The following is a 24,166-nucleotide window of genomic DNA, read 5'->3' as shown; positions in this document are numbered from 1 at the left end:
CAATCCATACCAAAACGGGCAGGGCTCCTTCGGGCGGCCCTGCCCGCTCTGTTTACAATGAACACCATGCGGATTCTTCTGGTTGGTCTGGCCGTGGTGTCGCTGCTTTCAGCCGCCGAGAAATGGACTGTCGACGATATACTGCTGCAGGAGCGGGCCTCCGGCCTGGAACTCTCCCGCGACGGCAAGGTGGCCGTCTATGTGAAGTCCCGTGTGGACAAGGAGAAGGGCGAGGCGGTTTCGCACCTCTACCTGAAGCGCCTGGGCGATCTCGAAGAGGTTCAGCTCACGCGGGGCAATGACAGCGAGAGCAGTCCGAGGATCTCTCCCGATGGCAAGCGGATCGCGTTCCTGACCTCGCGGAAGCCTCCGGCTGCCGGTGAAGCTCCGGCCGACGCGGCGTCGGGCGGGCTGCAGGTCTGGTTCCTGAACCTGGCCGGCGGTGAGCCCTGGTCCGTCACCAAGTTCGAGAAGGGTGTCCGCACGTTTGAGTGGCTGGACAACGATACGCTGCTGATCGCCGCGCCCGAGGATCCCTCGCTTTACGACCAGAAAGTGAAGGAGCGCAAAGACACCTCCCAGGTGGTGGACGATGAAAAGCACGCCCCGCCGGTGCGGCTGTTCCGGTTTGAGGTGAAGGGCTCGAAGTCCACCCGGCTGACGACGAATACAGACCGCATCACGTCCGTCTTCGCCTCGCCGGATGGAGCCTGGGCGGTAACGCTGCACAACCGCAGCCTGGCCGAGATCTACGACCAGAAAGTGAAGCCGGTGACGTTCCTGCACGACCTGAAGTCCGGCAGGAGTACGCAGCTCTTCGCGGATGGCAAGGTGCTGCCGCGCGAGTTCGATTGGACCGGCGACAGCAAAGGCTTCTACTTCTCCGCCCCGTACACGACGCACCCCTATCTCTACAACGCTTCGGTGAACCTGCTCTACTACTACGATGTCGCCGCGTCGAAGGTCACCAAGGTGGACGTGGGCTGGGAGAATGGGCTGAGTTCGGGCGTGAGCCTGACCCCGGACGGCTTCGTGGCGCTGCTCGCCAATGGGGCGCGGAACCGTGCGGCCCGCTTCACGCGCACGGGCGATACCTGGACCAGGACCTGGATCGACACAGAGAACGTGCATGCCGTGACGGTCACGAAGGACGGCCAGCAGATCGTCTACACCACTTCGACCTCGGGCGAACCCGCGAAGTGGATGCTGGCGAAGCTGGATGGCGCCCGCTTTGTAGAGCCCAGGACCTTTCTCGAGCCGAACTCCGAGTGGAAGAAGAAGCCCATCGCCAAGACTGAACTGGTGACGTGGAAAGGCGCCCAGGACGAGCAGGTGGAGGGGATTCTCTACTACCCGCACAATTACACACCGGGCAAGAAGTACCCGCTGGTGGTGATGATCCACGGCGGGCCGCACGGCCACGACCCCTACGCCTTTAACGAGTCGATGGGCTATCCACACCAACTGTACGCCCAACGCGGAGCGTTCCTGTTCAAGCCGAACTACCATGGCTCGTCGAATTACGGGCTGAAGTGGGGCGAGTCGATCTCCGGCGGCAAGTACAACGACCTGGAGTGGATCGACGTCGAGAAGGGTGTCGATGCCCTGATCGCGCGAGGCATCATCGATCCCGACAAGATGGGCGTGATGGGGTGGTCGAACGGGTCGATTATCACCATCGAGCTCACGACGCGCACCACGCGGTATAAAGTAGCCGGCGCCGGTGCGGGGGATGTGAACTGGTCCAGCGACTGGGGCAACGCCGTATTCGGCGATTCCTTCGAGCAGTACTACCTGGGCAAGACGCCGATGGACGATCCGCAGTTGTATATCCGCAAGTCGCCGTTGTACCGCATGGACAAGGTCAAAACGCCGACGATCATCTTCTTCGGCACGGAAGACAAGCAGGTGCCGACGGAGCAGGGCTGGCAGCACTACCGGGCGTTGCAGCACTACGGGCAGGCGGACGTGAAGTTCATCCTCTTCCCCGGTGAGGCGCACGGTCCGCGCAAGTATGTGCACCAGCGCCGCAAGGTGGAGGAGGAACTGGCCTGGTTCGACAAGTACCTTTTCGGGATCGCAAGCGACACGAATGAGGCGCTCAAGCCGGAGTCCGCCCTGGCGGCGCTGCTCAAGACAAAGAGCCTGCCGCGGACGCCGGAAACCGTCGAGCGGGGCGCGATTGCGATTGGCCGCTTCGAGGTCACTCGGGGCCAGTTCCAGGCGTTCGAGAATTCCTACCAAGTGGCTCCGGGCACCGAGGCCTATCCGGCCGGCGGCATCACGGCCGACCAGGCGAAGGCCTATTGCGCCTGGCTCTCAAAACAGACGGGGCAGAATTACCGGCTCGGCACGGAGGAGGAGTTGGGCTCGCTGCTGACCCGGTCGAAGAGCGAGAATACACTCGACCATTGGGCCGGCTATACGGTGAACGCCGACGACGAGGCGCGGCTGAGTTCGCTGATTGAAGGCATGGCTCCGGGTTCCCTGTTGCGGCCGGTGGGCAGCTTTACGGGCAGTGGGGAGGATCCGCTATTTGACCTCGGCGGCAACGTGGCGGAGTGGGTCACGAAGAAAGATGGGTCCACCGTGGCCCTGGGCGGCAGCGCCGACCGGCCCGCCGACTCAAAGACCACCACGAAGGCGCGTCCGGACTACATTGGCTTGCGGGTGGTGCGCGACCTGAAGTGACGAGTCTGGGCTACTCCGGTGAATAGCTCGCAGCGCTTAGGTGATACGGAAAGATCCTTCATGTTTGTGGACGGAGTCGAGGCCGATAGTGAAAGGGTATGGCCTCGGACCGCCTGTTGAGCCAGGACGAAATCGATAGTGTATTTCGGAACCTGCAAGGGACCACGAATGAGGAGGATCCGGCACGGAAGGCGCAGCCTTACGACTTCCGCAGGCCGGACCGTATCGCCAAAGACCAGTTGCGTGCCATCCACCTGTTGCACGACAACTTCGCGCGGTCTCTGGCCTCGAGCCTATCCGCCTATCTGCGGGCGTACGTCATGGTCAACCTGATCTCGGTGGAGCAGTTGTCGTTCCTCGAGTTCTCGCAGTGCCTGCCGGCGCCAACCTGTATCGTCAGCCTCAGCATGCGCCCGTTCGACGGCAATGCCGTGTTGGAACTGAACCCCACGATGGTCTTTCCCATCCTGGAAATGCTGCTGGGCGGCAGCGGCAAGACGCCCTACAAGGTCACACGCGAGATCACGGAGATCGAACAGTCGATCCTGGACGGGCTGTTCAGGATTATCCTGCACGACCTGCGCGAAGCCTGGTCGCCGATCTCACAGATCAACTTCGCCATCGAAGCGCATGAGACAGAGCCGCAACTGCTGCAGATCTTAGCGCCCAACGAGGCGGTGGTCACCGTCGGCATGGAGATCCGCATCGGCGAAGTGGCAGGGATGATGAACCTTGGGATCCCTTCCATCATCATTAAGATGCTGCGGCAGAAGTTCGACCAGCAGTGGTCGGTGCGAAAGTCGGAGTCGACCGAGGAGGAGCAGGCGCGCATCCTGCGGCTGATCAAGCCGGCCCAACTGAAGTTCGATGCGAGGCTCCAGGGGCCGTCCCTGACCGTGGAACAGATGCTGGGGCTCCAACCAGACGATGTCGTGGAGTTTGACTTCCCGGTGAACCGGCCGGTGAATCTGCTGGTCAACGGGGCGCTCAAGTTCAATGGACGCATCGTGAACACAGGCAGAAAGCGGGCTTTTCACATCATGGCGGACCAATCTGAGGAATGACACTCTTGCGGCTCAGGAACATTCGGGACCGGAGAGTCCCCTCCTGGACTTCTCGCACCAGGAATTGATCTCCCCACAGTGCGGATTGTCGCACCCTCCGGTCCTCTAGCCGGGCGCCGCCAAGTCCCTCGCGGCACCCCGTATGCGCCCATGCGCTATGTCCGCCAGCGTGTTCCTCCGGCCGGCCTTGACCGGCTCCTTCACGTTCATGCCAGCAGCACGACCCGGGGTCACGTGTGTTACTGCACGTGGTGTATACTACTGCTCGCGTAGCAAGATTACTAGTGTTTTGGATCCGATTAACGGTAAATTGCCATAAGGCACACTGGCTCAGCTATTTGCCGTCACGTGCTCGCGTGCATTTAACATTCGGGCCGCCCTGAGGCGACGTCAGGAGGCAGCCGCCATGCTTGCCGAACAGCCATCCCGGAGCACTCCGCCCACATCCGCCCAAGTGCGGAGCCAGGTCCACCGGATCCTGAACTCGGCGGCCTTTGCCGATACGGAACGGCTGCGCACCTTGCTCTCGTGGCTGATTGAGGAAACGTTGGCGGGCCACGGCGGCCATCTCAAGGAATCATTGATCGGCGTGGGCGTTTTCCACCGCGAGGCGACCTGGGATCCGCAGTCCGACGCTTTGGTGCGGGTCCAGATGCGAAACCTGCGCATCCGGATGGCGCACTACTACGAGGCCGAAGGCCAGGCGGATGAACTGTTGATCACCATCCCCCGGGGGCAGTATGTCCCGAACTTCGATTTCCGGGTGGAGGAGCAGGCCGTCCCGGTTCCTGCCCGCTCCCGGGTGAGGACTTGGCTCATCGTGGCGGCCGCCTCCCTGGGCCTGGCCTGCTGCGCCGGATGGCTGGCTCTCTCCTGGCGCCCCTTCGGCTCGCCGCTCACTGTGGGTGTGCTGCCCTTCCTGAATCTGAGCGGAGATGCCGGGAACGAGTATGTCGCTCTCGGATTGACCGAGGAGCTGACGGCTCTGCTGGCCCGGTCGCAGTCGCTGCGCGTGGTGTCGCTGCCTGCATTTGCCGGCCGTGATCCCGAATCGACGGTGGAACTGCAGAAGCGCGCCCAGGCGGCGCATGCCGGATACATTGTCGTCGGTTCGTTGCGCCACGCCGGCCCCCAACAGAAGGACGCCTGGTCGGTCACCGCGCGGCTGCTGGATGCAAAGAAGGGTTTCTACATCTGGTCAGAGCACCTCAGCGTGACCGTCGCCGACCTCGAGGCCGTGCCGGAGTCCTTTGCCGTCGCCATTCTGCAGGCACTCTCATTGCCGCTGACAGAGTCCTTACGCGGGCAAACACCAGGAAAAGAGCGATCGAAGAAGCTGACCGATGCGCACGAACTGTACCTGCGCGGCCTGTACTTCCGGTCGAGGACGGCAGAAGGCGGTGTCCCGAAAGCCAGGCAACTCTTCGAGCAGACAGTCCAGCTGGACCCTCACCACGCGCGCGCCCACGCAGCCCTGGGCGACGCCTACCTCTCCCAGGGATTCCACGCGGAAGCCAGTGCCCAAGGCTATTTTGACGCGGCGCGCCGCGAAGCGGATATCGCCCTCGAGTTGGATCCAGGACTGCCGGAGGCGGCGTCCTTGCGGGGCCGCATCGCCATGATCATCGACTGGAATCCTGAGGCAGCGGAGACCTACCTGCGCAAGGGGCTGCAGTCGGCTCCGGGGATTGCACGGACCCACCAGTCGTACGCGATCTTTCTGATGAGCCGCGCCCGGCATGCCGAGGCGATCGACCAGATCTCTCTCGCCCGCGAGTTGGACCCGGTTACCATGAGTGCGACCAACGACTACGGCGTCATCCTGTACGCCGCCCGCCGGTATGAAGAGGCATTGCAGGAGACCAGCCAGTTGCTGGCGGTGACGCCGCGGTCCGGCAGCGCTCACTTCCTGCGCGGGACGGTGCTGTCCGCGCTGGGCCGCCACCGCGAGGCGCTGGCCGAGCTGGAAACCGCGCTTCGAACGCAGGCGCGATCTTCGGAAATCCTGGCGCGCTATGGAGCCGCGCTCGCCCGTGCGGGGCAACCCGCGCGGGCGCGGACGACCCTCAACGAGCTCGCCAGGCAGCCCGTTGTGCACGTTCACCGCGCGCTGCTGCTCACCGCGCTGAACGAGCCCGAACAGGCCATTGCGGAGTTGAAGCAGGGCGTCGACGCGCACGAGTCCGACATGCTCTTCCTGGATGCCGAACCGGCCTTCGACAGGCTTCGGCCGCTCGCAGCCTACCAGCAGGTGAGGCGCAGCGTGCGCCTGGCACCTTAACAGCGTGCGAGCGGTGGCGGCTGGCGAGGTCATCCTGGCACCGGAACTCCGATATTATGATGGCCGGAAAAGGAGACTCCGATGTTCTCTGCCTTTGCGCTTGCCCTGATGCTTCAGGCTGCTCCGGTGGCAGGTTGGACGGATTCGTATGTGTACGGCAATGGGATCCGTATCCACTACTGGCATGCCGCCAATCCGGGCAAGCCGGCAATGATTTTCGCTCATGGATCGTCTGATGACGGCCTTTGCTGGACTGGTCTCGCGAAGGAACTCACGGCCGGTTACGACATTTACCTGGTGGATGCGCGCGGGCACGGTCTGACCGACCCGCCCAAGGTGGGCGACGGCGCCGACGCCCAGGTGGAAGACCTGGCTGCCTTCATTCGGGAACTGAAGCTGGTGAAGCCGATTCTGATGGGCCACTCCATGGGCAGCAGTTCCGTGGCGTGGTTTTCTTCGAGGTACCCTGATGTCCCGAAGGCGGTGATCCTGGAGGATCCGGGGCTGCTGCCGCGCAGGCCGGGGACGCCGCCGCCTGGCTCGGCTCAAGGCACCCCCGAAGAACGGATTCAGAAGATGATCCAGCGCAACAACATGTCGCTGGAAGAGCTGACGGCCGACTGCACGAAGAACTCGCCCAAGTGGGGCGAGGAGGAATGCCGGTTGTGGGCGCCCTCCAAGCGGAGGCACCATCCAGCCACGACGCTGGTTGCCACGGCAGGACGTCCGCCGATGAGCGAGATCCTGCCGAAGATTACCGCGCCCACTCTGATCCTGAAGGCCGATGCACAGGGCGACCTCCGCAAGCAGAATGAGGAAGCCGCCGCGTTGCTCCCCAAGGGGAGAATTGTTCACATCGACGGCGCGGGCCACAACGTCCGGCGGGAGAACAAACCAATGGCCCTGGCCACATTGAAGGAATTCCTGGCAACCCTGAACTAACCGGCTGCCTGCGCGTGGGACCCAAGCCAGCCGGCCAGCCAGCGCCGGGCGGCAAGCAGGTCGTCGTGCCCGAGTTCGTGTCCGCCGGGATGCCGGTACAAAGTCACCTGCGCGCCGGCGGAATCCAGGATGGACTGCAGCAGATCCGTATTCCCTGTTTCGACGATTGGGTCACGCTCGCCGGCCGCCAGGAGAACCGCAGCGCCCTGAAGGTCAGGCGGGGCCGAAGGGACGAACGGCACCATGGCCCGCAACAGGACGGCGCCCTGGAACACTCCAGGCACCGTCAGCAGCACACTGGCCGCGATATTGGCGCCGTTGGAATAGCCGACGGCAATCGTGGTGTTGTCCTGGAGGCCGTAGGATTCCTTCGCGGCCTCGACAAACCGGCTGAGCTCGGTGGTGCGAAGCGCCAGATCCTTCTGATCGAAAACGCCCTCCGCCAGGCGGCGGAAGAAGCGGGGCATCCCGTTCTCCAGTACCTTGCCGCGCGGGCTCAGCAGGGCGGCCCCCGGCAGGAGCTCCCGGCCGAGGCTGATGAGGTCGTCTTCGGTCCCCCCCGTGCCATGCAGCAGCACCAGCGTCACCGGGGGGCCGCCCTTTACGCCGGGTACAAAGCGATGGCGGAAACCTAACTCCTGGGCCGTCATGCAACCACTCCCTGATGGCGAGCGATGGGTGGCAGAACCTGTTCAATCATGCTCCGCTGAGGCTCCATCCAGGGCGGCAGCCTGAGTTCGGAGCCCAGGGACTCCACCGCCTCATCAACGGAAAACCCAGGTTGGTCGGTGGCGATTTCGAACAGCACGCCGCCGTGCTCCCGGTAGTAGATCGATTGGAAATAGGTCCTGTCCATGACGGGCGAAACGCTGTAGCCTTCGCGGTCGAGAAGCTGCAGCCAATCCAACTGCTGCGCGGGATCGGGCGCTCGCCAGGCGATGTGGTGTACGGTTCCAACGGCCACTCGTCCCGGATCACCGGCAGGCAGGGAGAGGATGTCAATGCTCTGGCCGGGGCCGCCGGCCGCGACCTCCAGCCTTGTCCGATTCCCTTCCTCGCCCGTGGTGCGGAAGCCCATTGTCTCCTTCAGCAGCGCGATGGTCGGCTGCGCGTCAGCGGCGGAGATGGTGGCGCTATGAAATCCGTGGATTGCCGTTTCCGAGGGCACGGAGGACCCGGCCCATACCCGGCCAGGATCCGGATTCTCAGCTTCGATCAACTCGATGCTCAGTCCGTCGCCGTCAAGGAACGACAGGACCGGCCGGCCCAGCCGCCCGGATCGTGCCTGGATCTCGACGTTGGCGGACCGCAGCCGATCCTCCCAGTAAGTCAGCGCACCCAAGGGCACGGCGAAGGCGGTGCTGGTCACCTGTCCGGTGCCGTGGCGCCCACGGCGAGCACCCGGCCAGGTGAAGAAGGTCAGGATGGTGCCGGGCGAGCCGACGCCGTCTCCGTAATAGAAGTGGTACGAGCCGGGATCGTCAAAATTGACTGTGGTTTTGACCAGCCGCAACCCCAGGAGCCCGGTGTAGAAGTCGATGTTCTTTTGGGGATCACCGGCAATCGCGGTGATGTGGTGGATGCCGAGGATGGAGGGAGCCATGCAAATCTCTCCTAAGTGTTTTGAGGATGCGCCGAACGGCCGGTGACGAAGCCGAAACGCGGCAGGAACAGTCCGTCTATGGAATAGGCGCCGGGCCCAAGCAGCAGCAGCGCGCAGGCAGTCGTGAAATAGAAGAACGAAGCTTCGTAGCTGTGGCCATGGGGGCTGACGAAGACTTCGCCGCGCGCCATCAGCTTCATGGTCGCCACGGCCATTGTCCCGGCGATGGCTGCCGCGCCGGCCGGCGCCGCCAGGCCGAGAATCAGCAGCACCGCACCAGCCAGTTGGGTGTAGGCAGCCAGCGCCGCCAGCGCTACGGGAATTTGGAACTCCGCCGCAAAGGCCGAGACGTCGGAGGCTTTACCGCCGCCGTGGAAGAGGAAGGCCGCTCCCACGAACAGACGCAGAAGAAGCAACGCCAGGCCCGCGCGTCCGGCCAGGAAGGGTGGGTAGATGAGACGCTGGATCATGACCGGTCTCCGGTGGCGAGTGCATTGCCGGCGGCCAGACTGCTCAGGTTCTCGGAGGCAGCCTCACCGGTGGGACCGCCGCAAAGGGCGCGCGTAGTGGCTTCCGGCGCCTTGTCCTTCAGCAGTCGATCGGTGGCGGTGTAGCCCAGCGTCATGGCTACCACCAGCAGAGCTCCGGGCAGCACCGGCGGGCTGGGCACAGGGATGTCGAAGAAGCGGCATCCAACCCCAACCAGAAAGGAAACAAGCAGTCCAATCGCGATTTTCATAAAGAGTCTCTCCAGGACCGAACAGAGATCAAAACTTGTAGGTGGTCCAAACCGCCACGAAGTTCACATTGCGCGCAGGCGGAGCCTGCCTCAGAAACTCGCCCGGGAAGAAATGCAGGTACATGCCGGTGACACTCCAGTGGCGGTCGAGCCGCCATTCCGCCTGGGCGCTGGTGTGCGAGCCGATAAACCGGGCTGTCGCCGTCCTTCCCGTCTGCAGCAGGTTCGCGGCGATGCCGTAGACCCCATCCCGCGTGCTCTGTCTCCAGAAGAAATCGCCATCCATGGTGAGTGAAAGGTTCTTCAACAGGTGCAGTTCCATCGACGGGTGCAGATCCATCACGTTGTAAGGACCCAGCAGGTCGGCCTCGCTGAAGTAGGCGCCCTTGGGGAACATGGCGTTGAAGGTGCCAAGCCTGCCGTCGCCGGGGTGGTGGTCGCCGCTGGCGGCATCCGCTTTCAGGCCGATGCGCGGGTGAAACCGGACGCTGCTCAGGTGGTAGCCGGTATCGGAGGCAACGGTCCAGGCGCGGATGTCGCCGGCGCCGAACCGGCCCCACTGGAACACCGGCTCTATGTTGTAGTCCCAGGCTTCGGTGCTGCCCCAGATGCGGGCGCCCGCGGAATGGCGCTGCTCGCGGCCCGCGCCGGCATCGAAGCGCGCCAACCGGCGGTCGATCCCGAAATAGTAGAGGTCGATGTTGCCCTTCGGCAACACGGGCAGCTTGTGAACGGCATACGTGCCCCAGAAGGAGCGAGCATGATCCGGCGAATCGTCGAAGGCGCCGCGGTTGGTCTCCACGGGCTTGGTCGCGAAGAGATCGAGGCGCCACCCGGCCTGCAGAACCGTGAGGCGCGCGCCATCAAAGGTCTGGCGCACGTTCGGCCCTTCCCGGAACGATACCAGCCGCGAAGTGCCGAAGGAAATCTCCTGACGGCCCACGCGCAGCGCCACGCCTTCCTTGGGGGACCCTGTCAGTTGCGCCTCCAGGAAGGCCTGCTGCACATCGGCTTTGTCGGCGTCGGGCGGACGCGGGCCACCGTTGCGGCCATTCTCCAGTCCGCTTTTGAACTGGCCAAAGAAACGGATCCGGCTGCCCAGGTGGAAGTCGGCGTGGAACATGTAGCGCTGCAGCAAGTAGCCGTTGGTGTCCTTCGGCTCACGGCCCCAGCCGCCATTGTTGAAGAACTCAAAACGCTCCCTCACCTCGCCGCCCAGCGAAACATAGCTGTCGCCGTCCGCCGAGAGTGGAATGTACTTCAGCAGATCCAGATCATCCTGCCGCCGGCTGGGGTCTTTCAGGTAGCTGTAGTCCTCGTCGGACCGCTGTGCTTTGAACGGCGGGGCCGGCTGCGCTGTTGCCTGCGCACCCAGCCCCGCGCCCAGCAGGGGTAACACCAGGATGAACCGCGCGTAGCAAAGCATGGTCACCCGACCACCTCGATTCCGCATCAAAACGCCCAGCAGTTGCAGAAGAGCCCATCCGGCCAGGCTGACCAGCCGTGACTATGCCCCGCGTGGGCACACTGCTGGCGTACAGTGGTTGACTGCGCGGCAGCCGCCAGCCGCGACTGGTAACCGCCGTACACCTTCACTGGCGACCAGTCCGGACTGACCGGCAGCGATGGTGCGTCCAGGTGGCGGAAGTCGCCCGCCGCATACACCACTTTGCCGCCCACCATTGTCAGGACGGATTCGAGTCCACGGATCTCTTCCTCGGGGATCGAGAAGTAATCGGCGGTTAGCAGGGCCACATCGGCCAGCTTGCCGGGCTCGATGGAGCCCTTCTCGCCCTGCTCATTAGAGAACCAGCTGCTGCCCTCCGTGTAGAGGCGCAAAGCCGTGGTGCGGTCCAGACGGTTCGCCTCGGGGTAGATCGCCAGCCCGCCGACGGTCTTGCCGGTCACCATCCAGTAGAGAGAGACGAACGGGTTGTAACTGGCGACGCGCGTCGCATCGGTCCCCGCGCCGACCGGCAGGCCCATCTCCAGCATCCGCTTGATGGGCGGCGTCCGTTCCGCGGCCCGGCTGCCGTAGCGAGCCGAGAAGTACTCTCCCTGAAATGCCATGCGGTGCTGGATGGCGATGCCGCCGCCCAGGGCACGGACACGTTCAATGTTCCGGTCTGTGATCGTCTCGGCGTGATCGAAGAACCAGTGCAGCCCGTTGAAAGGGATGTCGCGGTTCACTTTCTCGAAGACGTTCAGAAAGCGCGAGATCGACTCGTCGTAGGTGGCATGCAGGCGGAAGGGCCAGCGATGCTCGGCCAGCAACCTGACCACGCCTTCGAGCTCCGTCTCCATGCCGGCGGCCAGGTCGGGCCGGGGCTCAAGGAAATCCTCGAAGTCGGCGGCCGAGAAGACCAGCATCTCGCCGGCTCCATTCATGCGGTAGTAGTTGTCACCCTCGCCGGGCTTAGTCATGCCGGTCCAGCGCGCGAAATCCTCCAGCTCCTGCTTCGGCTTCTGCGTGAACAGGTTGTACGCAATGCGGATGGTGAGTTGGCCCTGGCGCCGCAGATCCTCGATCACGGCGTAATCGTCCGGGTAGTTCTGGAAGCCGCCGCCTGCATCAATGGCGCTGGTCAGGCCGAGCCGGTTGAGCTCGCGCATGAACTGCCGGGTGGAGTTCACCTGATCCTCATAGGGCAATTTGGGACCCTTGGCAAGGGTCGCATAGAGGATCGACGCATTCGGACGCGCGATCAGCAGGCCGGTCGGGTTGCCCCGATGGTCGTGCTGAATCTCGGTGCCGGGCAGCGACGGTGTGTCCTTCGTGTAGCCGACAGCCCGCAGCGCGGCCGCATTCAGCAGCGCCCTGTCGTAGAGATGGAGAACGAAGACCGGAGTGTCCGGAGCTGCCTCGTTGATTTCATCCAAGGTGGGCAAACGCCGCTCGGCAAACTGGAACTCGTTCCAGCCGCCGACGACGCGCACCCACTGGGGAGCCGGCGTCCGCTGGGCCTGCATCTTCAGCATCCGCAGGGCGTCGGCCAGCGAGGGCACGCCGTCCCAACGCAGCTCCATATTGTAGTTGAGTCCGCCTCGGATGAGATGCAGGTGCGAATCGTTCAGCCCGGGGATGAGTGTGCGTCCGCCGGCGTCGATCACCTGCGTCAAGGGCGCCCGGTAGGGCTCCACGTCACGGTCGGAACCTACGGCCACAAAGCGCCCGTCGGCGATCGCCACGGCGGAAGCGGGCTGGTTGCCCGCTCCCAAAGTGGCCACCCGGGCATTGCGAATGATGGTATCTGCGATCATGGTGCGGCTCCGCTCCCTGCGCGCTTAGTGACCGGCTGTGCTGAAGACAGGCTCGTACTCGGGGAACTTCGTTTCGGGCGCGTGGTGCACCATGGTGTAGGCGTATTCGACCCCGGCGCCATAGGCTCCGCAATGGGTCTTCACGATGTCCATCACGGCATCGTAGGTTCCGCGTAGCGCCCAGTCGCGCTGGAGTTCCAGCAGCACCTGGAGCCAGGTCACGGGCTTGGCGCCGGCCTGAATGACGCGCTGCATGGCCGCTTCGTGCGCCACCTGGGAAACGTCGCCGCACGCATCAACAACCACGTATACTTCGTAGCCGTCGTGGATGGCCTGCACGGCCGGGTAAGTGACACAGGCCTCGGTCCAGAGCCCGGCCAGGACGATCTTCTTCCGGCCCGTCTGGCGGATGGCTTCGACAAAGTTCTCATCGTCCCAGGCGTTCATGGAGGTGCGCTCGATGGGTTCGACGTTGGGATAGACCGCACGCAGTTGCGGCCAGAGCGGCCCGCTGAATGATTTGGTTTCCACGGTGGACAAGACCATGGGCACATTGAAGACCCGAGCGCTCTTCGCCAGGCCGACCGTGTTGTTGATCAGCAGTTGCCTGTCGATGTTCGACACGCCGAAAATCATCTGCCCCTGGTGGTCGATGAGGGCGAAAACGCAATTGTCCGGGGTCAGCAGCCCCTTCTCACTCAGGCTCTTGCGAGCGCCATTGCCATTGGCCGTGGATTTGTTCATTCAGGAGGTCTCCTTGCGTGCAGGGATCGCAGTCCAACGCGGATGACTGCGCGGGAGGCGGAGCGCATGTGCATCTGCGCGTCCGCCACCGTTCCTTTGCAGAGTAAGGCTCCTGACGCCTGGGCCGACACCCCAAGCGCTCACAGGACGCTTCTACCCCAATAGGGGGATGGTTCCGGGACTATTTCCAGTAGGGCTGAATCAGGTGCTTTACCGGCCCATGGCCGGATCGCTGAAGCCCGCCCGGCCGGTCTCCACATGGCCGGCATAGCGCCGCAAATATCCGGCGGCGCCGTCCACCGTCACACTAAAGTCGTACCAGCGCTGGCTGCGTTCCAGGTTCAGCACCACGAGTTCCGTCCCTCCGGGCCGTAGCTCCACTGCGCGAGCAGCGCCGCCATAGGCGTTGTCGCGCACCTGCAAATGCAATGCCTGGCCGGATGACCGGTTGCTCAGTTCCAAAACTACGTTGCCGGTGGGCGTGCCGCCCGCTTCGGAATCGCGCTGATACTCGCAGTGGAGGGCGAGTTCGGGATCACCGGCGGCGCCGGCCACCTCACGATAGAAGCCGTTGGGGCCGCAGATCCGCAGGTGATACAAGCCCCGTTCGAAACCCTCGAGCGCCCACAGGTCGGAAAGGCTTTCGCCTGCGGTGACGGCATAGGCGCGGGTTCTCAGAGCCGTCCCGCCGCGGAACGAACCCGGCGTGTATACGTGGAAGGGCGACCCGGCCGAGCGAGCTCCGAAAAACTCGTTCGCCGCGCGGAGCGAGATCTCCACACTCTTCCGGTCCTGGCTGAGCGAAGCTTCTGCGTACAACTGGTATGGCAGGGCCGCGGAAGGCCGCGTACCCGGCTCCTGGTGCGGCATCCAATCCGCTTCAGCCAGCCTCGTCCGGCCCTTCTCGATATCGGCGTCCGTCAGCAGCCGGTAACCGGCCGGCATGGGTTTGAACTGAGCCTTGTGGATGCCTTCGAGAAACTGCTTGCGGGCCGGGAACGGCAGCGGCCGCGACGAATCCTCCGGCGCCTGGTGGAAGACTGAGGACAGGTCGCCGCACACGGCGCGCCGCCAGTTCGTGATGTTCGTCTCGCGGATCGGCTTCCCCAGCCGCCGGCTCAGCACGTTCTCCATCAGTTGAAGGACAGAGGTGTGATCGAACACCTGCGAGCAGACATAGCCGCCTCGGCTCCAGGGGGAGGCGACGACCAGCGGAACACGATAGCCCAGGCCGATGGATCCGCCGCGCGCCTCGCTCCGCGGCCGGCGCTTCAGGTCCTGCTCCAACGGCAGGTACTCGAGCTCCGCTTGCAGGCCCGGAGAGGTCTTGCCGGATTCCGGATTGCCCGGATCCGGGGCCACAAACGGAGGCACGTGGTCGAAGTAACCATCGTTCTCGTCGTAGGTGAGGACGAAGATCGTCTTCTTCCAAACCTCGGGATTGCGGGTCAGGATGTTCAAAGCCTCCGCGACGTACCAGGCCCCATACCAGGGTGCGCCGGGATGATCAGAGAAGTTCTCCGGCGCCACCAGCCACGATACGGCCGGCAGGGAGCCCCCCTCCACGTCCTTGCGGAACTGGTGCAGCACATCGCCCTTGGGCATCGGCATCCTGCGGCTCTCCGCGCCGTCCTGGTATTCGACATATTCCAGGCTGCGGTAGTCGGGATCACCGGTATTTGTCGCGAAGGCCTTGTCGTGCAGCGAACGCTGGCGCGGGGTGAGTTTCGCGACAGCCTCGTCCGTCCACTTCGGCTGCTCCACTTTCACGAAAGCAAGCAGGCGTTCCTGGTCGGCAAGCTGCTTCCTCAGCTTGCGGGTTTCGGTGGACTGGTCGGTGCGCGCATCCACCTGCTTCTTCAGCGCCTCCACCTCTCCAGGCAGCACCTTCGAGAGCCGCTCCAACTCCTTGCGGTAGTTGGCCGAGGCTCCGACATTGAACTGTTCGAAGAACTCGATTGGGTTGTCGGTGAAGTTCGCCAGCCAGGCTTCCTCCTCATCGCTGAAGCCGGTGGGGACGCTGAGTTCGTTCTGATAGATTTTCCACGAGATGCCGGCATCTTCCAACCGTTCGGGGAACGTGGTCCAGCGGCCCGGCACGCCATAGTCGACCTCGGAATTCCTCACATTGGGCACCGACTGCAGCTCCGGTTTCTCACGCACCGTGCCGGTCCACAGATAGAGCCGGTTGGGGGTCGTCCCGGTCAGCGACGAGCAGAAGTGCTGATCGCACACTGTGAAGGCGTCGGCGATCGCGTAGTAGAACGGGACGTCGTCCCGATCGTAGTAGCCCAGCGTGAGCGGCATCCCCACGCACTCTTTCCGGCCTGATTCCTTCGACTGCAGCCACTTGTCGTGATTGCCGAGGTTGCGGGCATCGGTTTGGTCACGCCACGAATGCGGCAGCGAGCCCAGCCACGTCGCCTTCGTGTCCTTGATGTTCAGCCGAAACGGGGCATAGGTTTCCCCCTTGTCGTTCGTCTGCAGCCAGACCGGCTTGCGATCCGGCAGCTCCACCGCGCGCGGGTCGTTGAAGCCGCGCACTCCGCGCAGGCGCCCGTAGCAGTGGTCGAAGGAGCGGTTCTCCTGCATCAGGACGACGATGTGCTCGGCGTCCAGGTAGGAACTGCCGGGAGTGGGCTCGATCGCCGACGCCCGTTGGACGGACGCAAGCAGCGAGCGGGTCAGGCTGGCCGAACCGGAGAGGGCGGCGGCGCGTTTGAAGAAGTCTCTGCGCGTAGACATAGGGCGTGCGGGCGGATGAAGCTCCAGATTGGTGTGCGGACGATTCGAGGACAGCGGCCCGAACCGGGTCGCCGCCGGATGTCTCTCCATTGTGCCTGAAAGGTGATTGCAGACTCGTGAGAGAAACGTGAAATCGCCGGAAGCGGCCGCCGCGATGGCCGTCCAGGGCCCTGGCTGCGGGCCTCCAACTGAAATATCAGAAATCTGCAATGAAATGTTATAGGCTGTCTGACACAGCTTTGTGGGCGGCGAATCCCCATCGGGGACTGGAGGAAGCCTGGGAACGCTTCGATCCGCTCGCACTGAGTGTGAAGTCTGGGTCCGATCTTCCAAGTCGAGAGGGGTACTTCAATGTCGAAATGGATGTGCTTGGTAGCATTCCTTTGCGCCCTGAACGCGCCAGTGTACGCGCAGGTCGCTTCGGCCGAAATCAGTGGGACCATCCTGGATTCCAGTGGTTCCGCTGTTGCCAACGCCAAAGTCAGGGTCACCAACTCCGGTACGAACCGGGATCACGAAACCTTCAGCAACACGACGGGCGGCTACATTGTGCAGCTGCTGTCACCGGGTGACTACGTAGTCACCGTGGAGGCGCCGGGCTTCCGCCGCCTGGTTCGAAGCGGCATCACGCTCCAGGTCAACCAGCAGACTCAGTTGGACCTGACGATGCAACTGGGGCAGACTTCGGAAGTGATCGAAGTAACGGAGCAGGCTCCGTTGCTGGAATCCGAATCCTCGGTCCTGGGGACGGTCGTGAACGAGCAACTGGTCAACCAGTTGCCGCTCAACGGCCGCAACTTTGTCCAGTTGGCCACGCTCAGCCCTGGCGTCAACGGCGTGGGTTACTCCGCCGGCGGCACGATCATGAGCGGGTCGCGTCCGGACGACCGGCGTCCCGGCACCGAGATCTTCTCCAACGGCAACCGCGAGGGCTCGAACAACTTCCTGTATGACGGCATCGATGACAACGAGCGCCTGACGCTCTCCATCGTGCTGCGTCCTCCCGTCGAGGGCGTGCGCGAGTTCAAAATCCAGACCAACCTCTATAGCGCGGACGTCGGCCGCAATTCCGGAGCCGTGGTGGATGTCATCACAAAGTCCGGCACCAACCAGATGCATGGCAGCGTTTTTGAGTTCCTGCGCAACTCGGCCATGGACGCCCGCAATTACTTCAGCCCCAAAGGCACGGCGTTCCCCGCCTTCCGGTTGAACCAGTTCGGCGGCTCGTTCGGCGGACCCGTCGTCCTGCCCAAGCTGTATAACGGCAAGAACAAGACGTTCTTCTTCTTCGACTACGAAGGCTATCGCCGCGACTCGCAGCAGTTGCTGCTTGGCAACATCCCTACCGCCAAAATGCGGACCGGCGATTTCAGCGAGACCGCCACCATTTACGATCCGCTCTCCACCCGGCCCAACCCCAACGGCACAGGTGTCATTCGCGATGCGTTCGCGAACAACGTAATCCCGTCCGACCGTTTCGATCCCATCGCCTTGAAGATGGTCCGCGCCTATCCCAACCCCACCTCAAGCGGGCGGTTCAACAATTACCTGGCGAACCTCGTCCAGAACCAGAAGTGGAACCAGGGCGACGTTCGCGTCGACCATCAGATCTCCTCGAAGGACAACTTCTTCGCCCGCTGGTCCATCCAGAACACCGAAACACGCGTACCCAGCAGCTTCCCCTCCACCAGCATCCCGGGCATCTCGATTCCCGTGAACCTGGGCGACGAAGGGTCGTTCGCGGGCACATCGTTTTCGCCGGATCAGCACGCCGTCGCGAGTTGGGCGCGTGTCATCACGCCAAAGCTCGTGAACGATTTCCGGCTGGGCTTCAACCGGTTCCGCCTGGACTACACGGCCGATCAGTTCGCCCCCGGCCAGGCGCTCGGCAACCAGTTGGGTGTCCCCAACGCCAACGTCACGCCTAACGAGCAGAATCTGCCCATCTTCTCGCCCAGCAATTACATCGGCATCGGGCAGACCCGCTCGCTGCCCATCTTCCGCCGCGAGAACACCTATCAGATCGTCGACAACATGAGCTTCACGAGCGGTAAGCACACGCTGAAATGGGGTCTCGATTTCCGCCGCCGCCAACTCACCATCTACCAGACCAACCAGGGCAACGGCCGCTTCAATTTCTCGCCGGCCCTGACCGACTCGCGCGCCGGCTCCGGCGGTGACAGCATGGCCAACTTCCTGCTCGGCTTCGCCACCACCGCCGCCCACGACTACACCCTCAACTGGCCAGGCGAACGCGGCAGCGAATGGGGCCTGTACCTCGCCGATGACTGGCGCATTACTCGCAAACTGACCCTCAACCTCGGACTTCGCTGGGATTACTACACGCCCTATAGCGAAGTTGCCAACCGCTGGGCCAACTTCAACATCTCCACCGCCAAAATCGACATCGCCGGCCGCAATGGCGTGGACAAGTATGCCGGAGTCCAGCCCTACCGCAAGAACTTCGGCCCGCGCTTCGGCTTTGCTTACCAGTTGATGCCACGCACCGTTCTGCGCGGAGGCTTCGGCATGTTCTACAACCCCACCGGCAGCGAGGGCGGCAGCCTCCGTCTGTTCCGCCAACTCCCCTTTGGCTCAACGGTCACCGTCTCGCCGGGCGATATCAACGTCGGACCTCGTGTTCGCGATGGGTTCGCTCCGCTGGTGCCCGTCGACTACACACTGGCCGACAGGCCGTTCGGCGCCGTCTTCGCGGTCGACGCCAAATTCCGGCCGTCTTACGCGGAACAGTACAACCTGACCCTGGAGCACGAAATCACACCGCTCGCCATGGTCGTGAAGTTAGCCGGTGTGGGCAACCTCGGCCGCCGGCTGTACAACACCTACAATGCCAACCAGCCTATCCCCGGAGCCGCGGCCCTCAACACGCGCCGGCCGCTCTACGGCATCGCGCCCAACATCAGCGACGTGAGCTACTTCTCCACGGACGGTCTGGGCTCCTACCACTCGCTTCAGTTCACCCTCGACAAGCGTTTCGCCAAGGGCATGAGCGCGCTGGTCGGCTACGCCTGGTCGCATTCCATCGACAACGTGCCGTTGGAGTTCGGCGGCGGCTCGGCCGGCCCCCAACCCCAGGATCCGCGCAACATCAAAGCCGAGCGCGGCAACTCCATCACCGACATGCGCCACCGCCTCACCGTGAGCTACCTGTATGAACTGCCCTTCGGCAAAGGCAAGACGCTGATGAATCACGGCGGCATCGCCAACGCGGTGCTCGGCGGCTGGCAGACCAATGGCATCCTCGTGATCCAGAGCGGCCTGCCGTTCTCGCCGGTCCTCCAGACCTCAACCACGAACGGCACCGGCAGCCGTCCAGACGTGGTCGGCCCCATCAGCTACCCCGGTACGCGCCTTCGCTGGTTTGACGCCGCTGCTTTCGGTACCCCGGCCGCCTATACCTATGGCAACGCGGGCCGCAACATTCTCTTTGGACCCGGCCGCTGGAACTGGGACATGTCCCTGTTCAAGAACTTCGTGATCAAAGACCAGATGCGTTTCGAGTTGCGCGCCGAGGCGTTCAACATCTTCAACCATCCCCAACTCGGCCAGCCGAATGCCAACATCGGCAACGCCCAGGTGGGCCAGATCACCAGCACCGTGGGGAACCCGCGCCAGTTGCAGATGGCGCTCCGGTTCCAGTTCTAGCCCTCGGATCCAGCCACTCCGGCAACGGGTCCAGTCCGCCCACAACGAAGGCCGGCGCTCTTCCCATCGAAGAATCGCCGGCCTTCCGGTTTACGCCTCGGACCATCCGCCCGCGGCCACCGCTCCGGAATGCGGGCGGCACTACTTGCAGGTACTATGTCTTTGGACTATGGGCATCCAGGCTTGGTGGCCCGCGTCCGGATCTGTGGAATAGGGAGTCCAGCCATGTTGCGAATCGGATCGAGGTTCACGGGGTTTGCGGCCATCACCACGTTGGTTGCGGGGCTCGCCTCCGCCGGTCACGTGCCAACCGGAAAGCCGGAGGACGTGGGCATGTCAACGGAGCGCCTGCAGCGCATCCACGAAGCCATCCAGCGCCATGTCGACGCGGGCGCTATCTCCGGAGCAGTGACGATGGTCGCCCGGCGCGGCAAGGTCGTCCATTTCCAGGCTCACGGCCTGATGGATCTGGACTCGAAGAAGCCCATGTCGACGGATGCCATCTTCCGCATCGCCTCGATGACGAAACCCATCACCGGGGTCGCGGTCATGATGATGGTGGAAGAGGGCAAGCTCCGGCTCAACGATCCCGTCTCGAGGTTCATCCCCGAGTTCAAGGACATGAAGGTCGCGTTGCCCACCGACTCCATCACACCCAGGCCCGTGGGGGCGCGCGCCGCTGACCCCGGCTTCTACCTCGTCCCCGCCTATCGCGAAATCACGGTCCGCGATCTGCTCACGCATACCTCCGGCCTGGTCAGCGGCGGCCTCGGCGCAAAGGAAGCCCCCAAGATCAATCCCAGGCAACCCTCCGACACGCTGGCCACCTATGTTCCACGTCTCGCGGCAGTCCCGCTTGACTTTCAGCCGGGTACGCAGTGGGCCTATAGCGGCGGGGCCGGGCCCGAAGTGCTGGGCCGCATCGTGGAGATCGTTTCCGGCATGCCCTACGATCAATTCCTCCGGACCCGCATTTTTGAACCGCTCGGCATGAAGGATACGTTCTTCTACCCGCCGGACGACCGCCGTCCGCGCATGGTGACCCTCTATTCAAAGAGCCCGCAAGGCCTGAAGAAGGCCGACAACCAGGACGGCTTCTCCACGAAGACCTTCTTCGGAGCGGGCGGCAGCCTCATGTCCACCGCCGAGGACTACCTTCAATTCGCCCAGATGCTCTGCAACGGCGGCAAGTTGAATGGTCATGTCCTCCTCAGCCCCAGGACTGTCCAGCTGATGGCCTCCAATCACGTCGGCGGCATGTTCAACGGAAAACTCGGCCGGCCCGCCGCAGGCATGGGCTACGGGCTGCTGGTGGGCGTCGTCGAAGATTCCGTCGCCGCCGGCCTCCGCGTGTCCACCGGCAGCTTCGGCTGGGACGGCGCCTATGGCACGCAGGCCTGGATCGATCCCGCGGAGAAGATGGTCACCATCGTCATGATCCAGACGCAGGTGACCCCGGTTCAACGCGACTTCGAGAACGCCGTGATGCAGGCCATCCTGGAGTAACCGCCGCCGATCCAAACCTCCGGAAAGTGTGCAGAACTCGCGTTCACGAGGAGCCCTGGGCACTCCGCTAACTCACGCAGCCTCAACAAGCTGCGGCGAATGCCCGGCGCGGCGCCTCAACTCGGTTTCCGGCCTCCCTGCAGGGGTTGACGGCTGTCTCTCCGCTGCGATACCGTCAGCTTTTCGAGTACTGCTATTCTCAGATGTTGCTGAGACCATGTGGAATCTGAAGGGGACGAAATAGGTACAAAGATGAGGACTGCTCTCAACGTCAAGCTCTACCGCTCCGACCTGTCGATCATGGAGGATGGCGCCGCGGATACCGTACAGGCCGCGGCCGAAGCCGGCGGCGGCGTACTCCGGTGCTTCCCCAGTTTTGTCGGACGCAAGTTCTGCCTGCCCGGCAAGAACCTGGAACTGGTGGATGCCGACTACTTCCCGGAAGGCCCCAACGGCTGGGCCATCGATGAAAGATGGAACGGCAGCGCCATTCTCGCCGATACCGGCAACGGCATCCACGGCGAAGGCCTGTGCCACTTCCATCATCCCGACGGGTTCCTGATCCCGATGAACGCGGCGGTGCACGGCGCACCCGACTTCATGGTGGGCCCCTTGTACCGCACCCTGGGCGGCACGGGCTTCTATAATAAGGAGTTCGACAACCTCTATCCGCTGGGCCACCACATGCATCCGTGGAAGCCTGAGGCTTACAACTTCAACCCCTGGCGCAACAAGCGCTACAAGAACGATTGCCACACCTCGCTCGGCCTGATGGAGTACTTCGACGAAGAGATGATGGCCGACAGCGTGCGCGACTTCATTGCCGGCAAGGACAACCACCTACGCAGCCACGCGCGCAATCTGCTCATCCGCATGGGCACCGGCTTCTTCACCCCCACGCGCATCCTGCACGGACCCGCTGCCGTCAATACGGAAGAACCGCAGCGCGATCGCGACGACTTCCGCTTCTACCAGAGCCACGTGCTGTGTCCCGATGGTGAGGTCTTCCTCGGGCAGGAGTTGCTCTACCGCCACCTGCCGGAAGGGCTTGAAGGCGAGGACCGCGTGCAGCGCCTTGTCTCCGACATCGATATGCGCCGGAATAAGGATCCGTACATCGTAGAGAAGCACCTCCTGCTGCCTGTCGTGGACGAGGAAGCCAGCCAGGGCGGCTTCCACGACGAGTGGCGCGTCTACGGCAAGCCGAACGGCGACGAGGTGTTCAGCCTGCGCCAGTTCGAACTCGCACCCGGCGCGGAGACCGTTCTCACCGGGCCCGCTGCCCTCTGCATCATCCACTTCAGCCATGGCCAGGGCACCATCGCGAACCATCAGGTCGAGGTGAAGTCGGGCATCCGCCTCGGCGAACCGCTAAACGACGAGTTCGTGATCCCCTACGCCGCCGCGAAACAGGGCGGAGTCAAACTGGTCAACACCAGTGCGACTGAGCCGCTGGTCGGCACCCGCTGCTGGGGCCCCGAGGCCTGGGGGCATCGGATGCCCAAGGCGCCGTTTGAAACGTGGCCGGATTAGTTCGCTCCAATCAGTAGTAAATCCTCAACACAGCCGGGCGAGCTCACTTGTGGGCCGCCCGGTTTATTTTGCCGTGGAGAAACTGGCCAGCTCCGCCGCCGCTGTGTTTCGCGTGGGCGCGAACCTCGACTTCATGTGGAGGAAAGGCGTCTCGAAATAGCGAAAGCACAGCGTCGCTAGCGCGGCGGTCACTATCACAGTGAGGAAATAGCCCCCCGCCTGATGCGGCCCCAGGGCGGCTGGAAGCTGCGTGGCGGCTTTGCCAAGCAGCACTCCGACCAGCCCGTGCAGCAGGTACATACCGTAACTGATTCTGCCCAAATGAACGACACAGGGATGACGCAAAACTGGTGCCAGGATACCGTTTTCCCGAATGACACAGCACGCGACCAGTGCCGCAAACAGGAAATGCGGCGCGATCTCATTGGCCGGGAAAACGCTGATCGCCGCCAGCACCGAACCGGCACAAACTAGCGATGCCCATCGGAGGCCAAGGAACTTCCAAAGTAGAGTGAAAGCGGCCCGGCGGTGCAGCAGTAAAGCTGCCAGGCTACCCCACCCAATGGCCATCGGCAGGCTCCCGAGGACGACACCTGCGGGATGCGAACGGATTCCAGCCCAGACGGCCGTTGAGTTCCAGGCCACGGTAGTGATCAACATCGCAACCACCAGCCAGACCGCCCGTGCCGGCCGCAGGAATTGGAGCGCGGATGGCCAGAATGCATAGAACTGCTCCTCCGCTGCGAGCGACCATGCAAACGCGAAGGTTCCCTGGGCACCTACAAACCAGTTGGAGGTGTATGTGAGGAAGTAAGGCACGTTGGCGTAGAATTTCCGCGCTGTGCTTGTACCCGAGGCTGTGGCCCAAACCATAATGCAGTAGGTGCCCAGTACGGCAAAGTACAACGGAAAGATTCTCAACGAGCGGCGCCAATAAAAGCTCGCCAGGGAAATGCGGCCGAAGCGCGCGTTCTCTCTCAGCAACAAGGTTGTAATGAGGAATCCGCTGATGGCAAAGAAAAGCCCCACGCCCATATACCCGCTGCCCGCCAGGCCCTGGCGGTCCGCACCCGGCCCATGCTGCCAGATCACGGCGAGAATGCTCAGGCAGCGTAAACCGTCGAGGCTGCCGAAATGCCCCGTATCCTGGAACGAAACCCAGGCCCGCTCCGCCACAACAGCTTCCGCCAGATTCTTCCCGGGATGGATCGGCGTTTCGTGCAATGAGGTAGATTCTACCTTTTCTCGGGTCGTGCACCGCCGTTTGCCAGGACCAGGATGGGGAAATCTTTCGACTTAGCTTAACTTTTTGGGATCCTCATCCGGCAGCCCCGAGCGGCGGCGGCTGGGTGCCTCCGCCAACGCTATAATATGGCAACCAAGTGATTAGC

The 24,166-nt window shown here is 63.3% G+C and carries 16 protein-coding genes; 7 read left to right on the top strand and 9 right to left on the bottom strand.

All coding sequences use genetic code 11. The annotated features are described in order from the left end of the window. The first annotated feature begins 66 nt into the window (after window positions 1–66). The 4 genes from IRI77_RS03475 (at window position 67) to IRI77_RS03460 (ending at window position 6,978) form a co-directional block, all read left to right on the top strand. Window positions 67–2,691, top strand: a complete 2,625-nt coding sequence (locus tag IRI77_RS03475; protein WP_194450694.1) for a prolyl oligopeptidase family serine peptidase — start codon at window positions 67–69, stop codon at window positions 2,689–2,691. Window positions 2,692–2,789: 98 nt separating this feature from the next. Beyond that, entirely contained in the window at window positions 2,790–3,755 is a 966-nt protein-coding gene (gene fliM, locus IRI77_RS03470) for a flagellar motor switch protein FliM (protein WP_194450693.1), read from the top strand. Between the two features lie 406 nt (window positions 3,756–4,161). Next, complete coding sequence (locus IRI77_RS03465) at window positions 4,162–6,036, top strand: tetratricopeptide repeat protein (protein ID WP_194450692.1); 1,875 nt, start codon at window positions 4,162–4,164, stop codon at window positions 6,034–6,036. Between the two features lie 81 nt (window positions 6,037–6,117). Continuing rightward, window positions 6,118–6,978 carry an alpha/beta fold hydrolase gene (locus tag IRI77_RS03460; protein ID WP_194450691.1) on the top strand — a complete coding sequence of 287 codons (861 nt, stop codon included), beginning with the start codon at window positions 6,118–6,120 and terminating at the stop codon, window positions 6,976–6,978. On the opposite strand, the gene IRI77_RS03455 is transcribed toward IRI77_RS03460, so the two are convergent. From IRI77_RS03455 to IRI77_RS03420, 8 genes are all read right to left on the bottom strand, one after another. Then, the gene (locus IRI77_RS03455; RefSeq protein WP_194450690.1) at window positions 6,975–7,628 is read right to left on the bottom strand and encodes an alpha/beta hydrolase; all 654 of its coding nucleotides are present in this window, start codon (window positions 7,626–7,628) and stop codon (window positions 6,975–6,977) included. The genes IRI77_RS03460 and IRI77_RS03455 overlap by 4 nt on opposite strands. Further along, window positions 7,625–8,581: a ring-cleaving dioxygenase gene (locus tag IRI77_RS03450; protein WP_194450689.1), complete on the bottom strand. Its 957-nt coding sequence runs from the start codon at window positions 8,579–8,581 to the stop codon at window positions 7,625–7,627. The genes IRI77_RS03455 and IRI77_RS03450 overlap by 4 nt, the downstream gene beginning before the upstream one ends. Window positions 8,582–8,592: 11 nt before the next feature. Continuing rightward, window positions 8,593–9,051 (bottom strand): DoxX family membrane protein, encoded by a 459-nt coding sequence (locus IRI77_RS03445; RefSeq protein WP_194450688.1) that lies wholly within the window; start codon window positions 9,049–9,051, stop codon window positions 8,593–8,595. After that, on the bottom strand, window positions 9,048–9,320 hold the full coding sequence (locus IRI77_RS03440; RefSeq protein WP_194450687.1) for a DUF1427 family protein: 273 nt from the start codon (window positions 9,318–9,320) through the stop codon (window positions 9,048–9,050). Before IRI77_RS03440 ends, IRI77_RS03445 begins: the two co-directional genes overlap by 4 nt. A 28-nt stretch (window positions 9,321–9,348) precedes the next feature. Continuing rightward, complete coding sequence (locus tag IRI77_RS03435; protein WP_194450686.1) at window positions 9,349–10,746, bottom strand: alginate export family protein; 1,398 nt, start codon at window positions 10,744–10,746, stop codon at window positions 9,349–9,351. Between the two features lie 26 nt (window positions 10,747–10,772). Further along, a complete protein-coding gene (locus IRI77_RS03430) occupies window positions 10,773–12,581 on the bottom strand; it encodes an amidohydrolase (RefSeq protein WP_194450685.1) in 1,809 nt (602 codons plus the stop codon). A gap of 24 nt (window positions 12,582–12,605) precedes the next feature. Further along, window positions 12,606–13,283 carry a hydrolase gene (locus IRI77_RS03425; RefSeq protein WP_407674102.1) on the bottom strand — a complete coding sequence of 226 codons (678 nt, stop codon included), beginning with the start codon at window positions 13,281–13,283 and terminating at the stop codon, window positions 12,606–12,608. Window positions 13,284–13,535: 252 nt separating this feature from the next. Next, window positions 13,536–16,070, bottom strand: coding sequence for a phosphocholine-specific phospholipase C (locus tag IRI77_RS03420; RefSeq protein WP_194450683.1), 2,535 nt, complete (start codon window positions 16,068–16,070; stop codon window positions 13,536–13,538). 363 nt (window positions 16,071–16,433) lie between these two features. On the opposite strand from IRI77_RS03420, the gene IRI77_RS03415 reads away from it, so the two are divergent. The 3 genes from IRI77_RS03415 to IRI77_RS03405 all read left to right on the top strand — a co-directional run bounded on the left by IRI77_RS03415 (window position 16,434) and on the right by IRI77_RS03405 (window position 22,775). Further along, window positions 16,434–19,736: a TonB-dependent receptor gene (locus IRI77_RS03415; protein ID WP_407674027.1), complete on the top strand. Its 3,303-nt coding sequence runs from the start codon at window positions 16,434–16,436 to the stop codon at window positions 19,734–19,736. A 225-nt stretch (window positions 19,737–19,961) separates the two neighbouring features. Then, window positions 19,962–21,242: a serine hydrolase domain-containing protein gene (locus IRI77_RS03410; RefSeq protein WP_194450681.1), complete on the top strand. Its 1,281-nt coding sequence runs from the start codon at window positions 19,962–19,964 to the stop codon at window positions 21,240–21,242. A 252-nt stretch (window positions 21,243–21,494) separates the two neighbouring features. Next, complete coding sequence (locus tag IRI77_RS03405) at window positions 21,495–22,775, top strand: hypothetical protein (RefSeq protein ID WP_194450680.1); 1,281 nt, start codon at window positions 21,495–21,497, stop codon at window positions 22,773–22,775. 63 nt (window positions 22,776–22,838) lie between these two features. Here IRI77_RS03405 and IRI77_RS03400 read toward each other — a convergent pair whose 3' ends face one another. Next, window positions 22,839–23,999 carry an acyltransferase family protein gene (locus tag IRI77_RS03400; RefSeq protein ID WP_194450679.1) on the bottom strand — a complete coding sequence of 387 codons (1,161 nt, stop codon included), beginning with the start codon at window positions 23,997–23,999 and terminating at the stop codon, window positions 22,839–22,841. Window positions 24,000–24,166 lie beyond the last annotated feature (167 nt).

Origin of the sequence: Paludibaculum fermentans, from assembly GCF_015277775.1 — a bacterium.
Classification (GTDB): domain Bacteria; phylum Acidobacteriota; class Terriglobia; order Bryobacterales; family Bryobacteraceae; genus Paludibaculum; species Paludibaculum fermentans.
Note: the sequence above shows the minus strand (reverse complement) of the source record. Positions and strands in the feature narration are given on the sequence as shown.

What these genes read in the sequence shown, in the direction of transcription:
- IRI77_RS03475 (WP_194450694.1), top strand. Translation starts at nt 67, where the DNA reads ATGCGGATTCTTCTGGTTGGTCTGGCCGTGGTGTCGCTGCTTTCAGCC.
- fliM (WP_194450693.1), top strand. Translation starts at nt 2,790, where the DNA reads ATGGCCTCGGACCGCCTGTTGAGCCAGGACGAAATCGATAGTGTATTT.
- IRI77_RS03465 (WP_194450692.1), top strand. Translation starts at nt 4,162, where the DNA reads ATGCTTGCCGAACAGCCATCCCGGAGCACTCCGCCCACATCCGCCCAA.
- IRI77_RS03460 (WP_194450691.1), top strand. Translation starts at nt 6,118, where the DNA reads ATGTTCTCTGCCTTTGCGCTTGCCCTGATGCTTCAGGCTGCTCCGGTG.
- IRI77_RS03455 (WP_194450690.1), bottom strand. Translation starts at nt 7,628, where the DNA reads ATGACGGCCCAGGAGTTAGGTTTCCGCCATCGCTTTGTACCCGGCGTA.
- IRI77_RS03450 (WP_194450689.1), bottom strand. Translation starts at nt 8,581, where the DNA reads ATGGCTCCCTCCATCCTCGGCATCCACCACATCACCGCGATTGCCGGT.
- IRI77_RS03445 (WP_194450688.1), bottom strand. Translation starts at nt 9,051, where the DNA reads ATGATCCAGCGTCTCATCTACCCACCCTTCCTGGCCGGACGCGCGGGC.
- IRI77_RS03440 (WP_194450687.1), bottom strand. Translation starts at nt 9,320, where the DNA reads ATGAAAATCGCGATTGGACTGCTTGTTTCCTTTCTGGTTGGGGTTGGA.
- IRI77_RS03435 (WP_194450686.1), bottom strand. Translation starts at nt 10,746, where the DNA reads ATGCTTTGCTACGCGCGGTTCATCCTGGTGTTACCCCTGCTGGGCGCG.
- IRI77_RS03430 (WP_194450685.1), bottom strand. Translation starts at nt 12,581, where the DNA reads ATGATCGCAGATACCATCATTCGCAATGCCCGGGTGGCCACTTTGGGA.
- IRI77_RS03420 (WP_194450683.1), bottom strand. Translation starts at nt 16,070, where the DNA reads ATGTCTACGCGCAGAGACTTCTTCAAACGCGCCGCCGCCCTCTCCGGT.
- IRI77_RS03415 (WP_407674027.1), top strand. Translation starts at nt 16,434, where the DNA reads ATGTGCTTGGTAGCATTCCTTTGCGCCCTGAACGCGCCAGTGTACGCG.
- IRI77_RS03410 (WP_194450681.1), top strand. Translation starts at nt 19,962, where the DNA reads ATGTTGCGAATCGGATCGAGGTTCACGGGGTTTGCGGCCATCACCACG.
- IRI77_RS03405 (WP_194450680.1), top strand. Translation starts at nt 21,495, where the DNA reads ATGAGGACTGCTCTCAACGTCAAGCTCTACCGCTCCGACCTGTCGATC.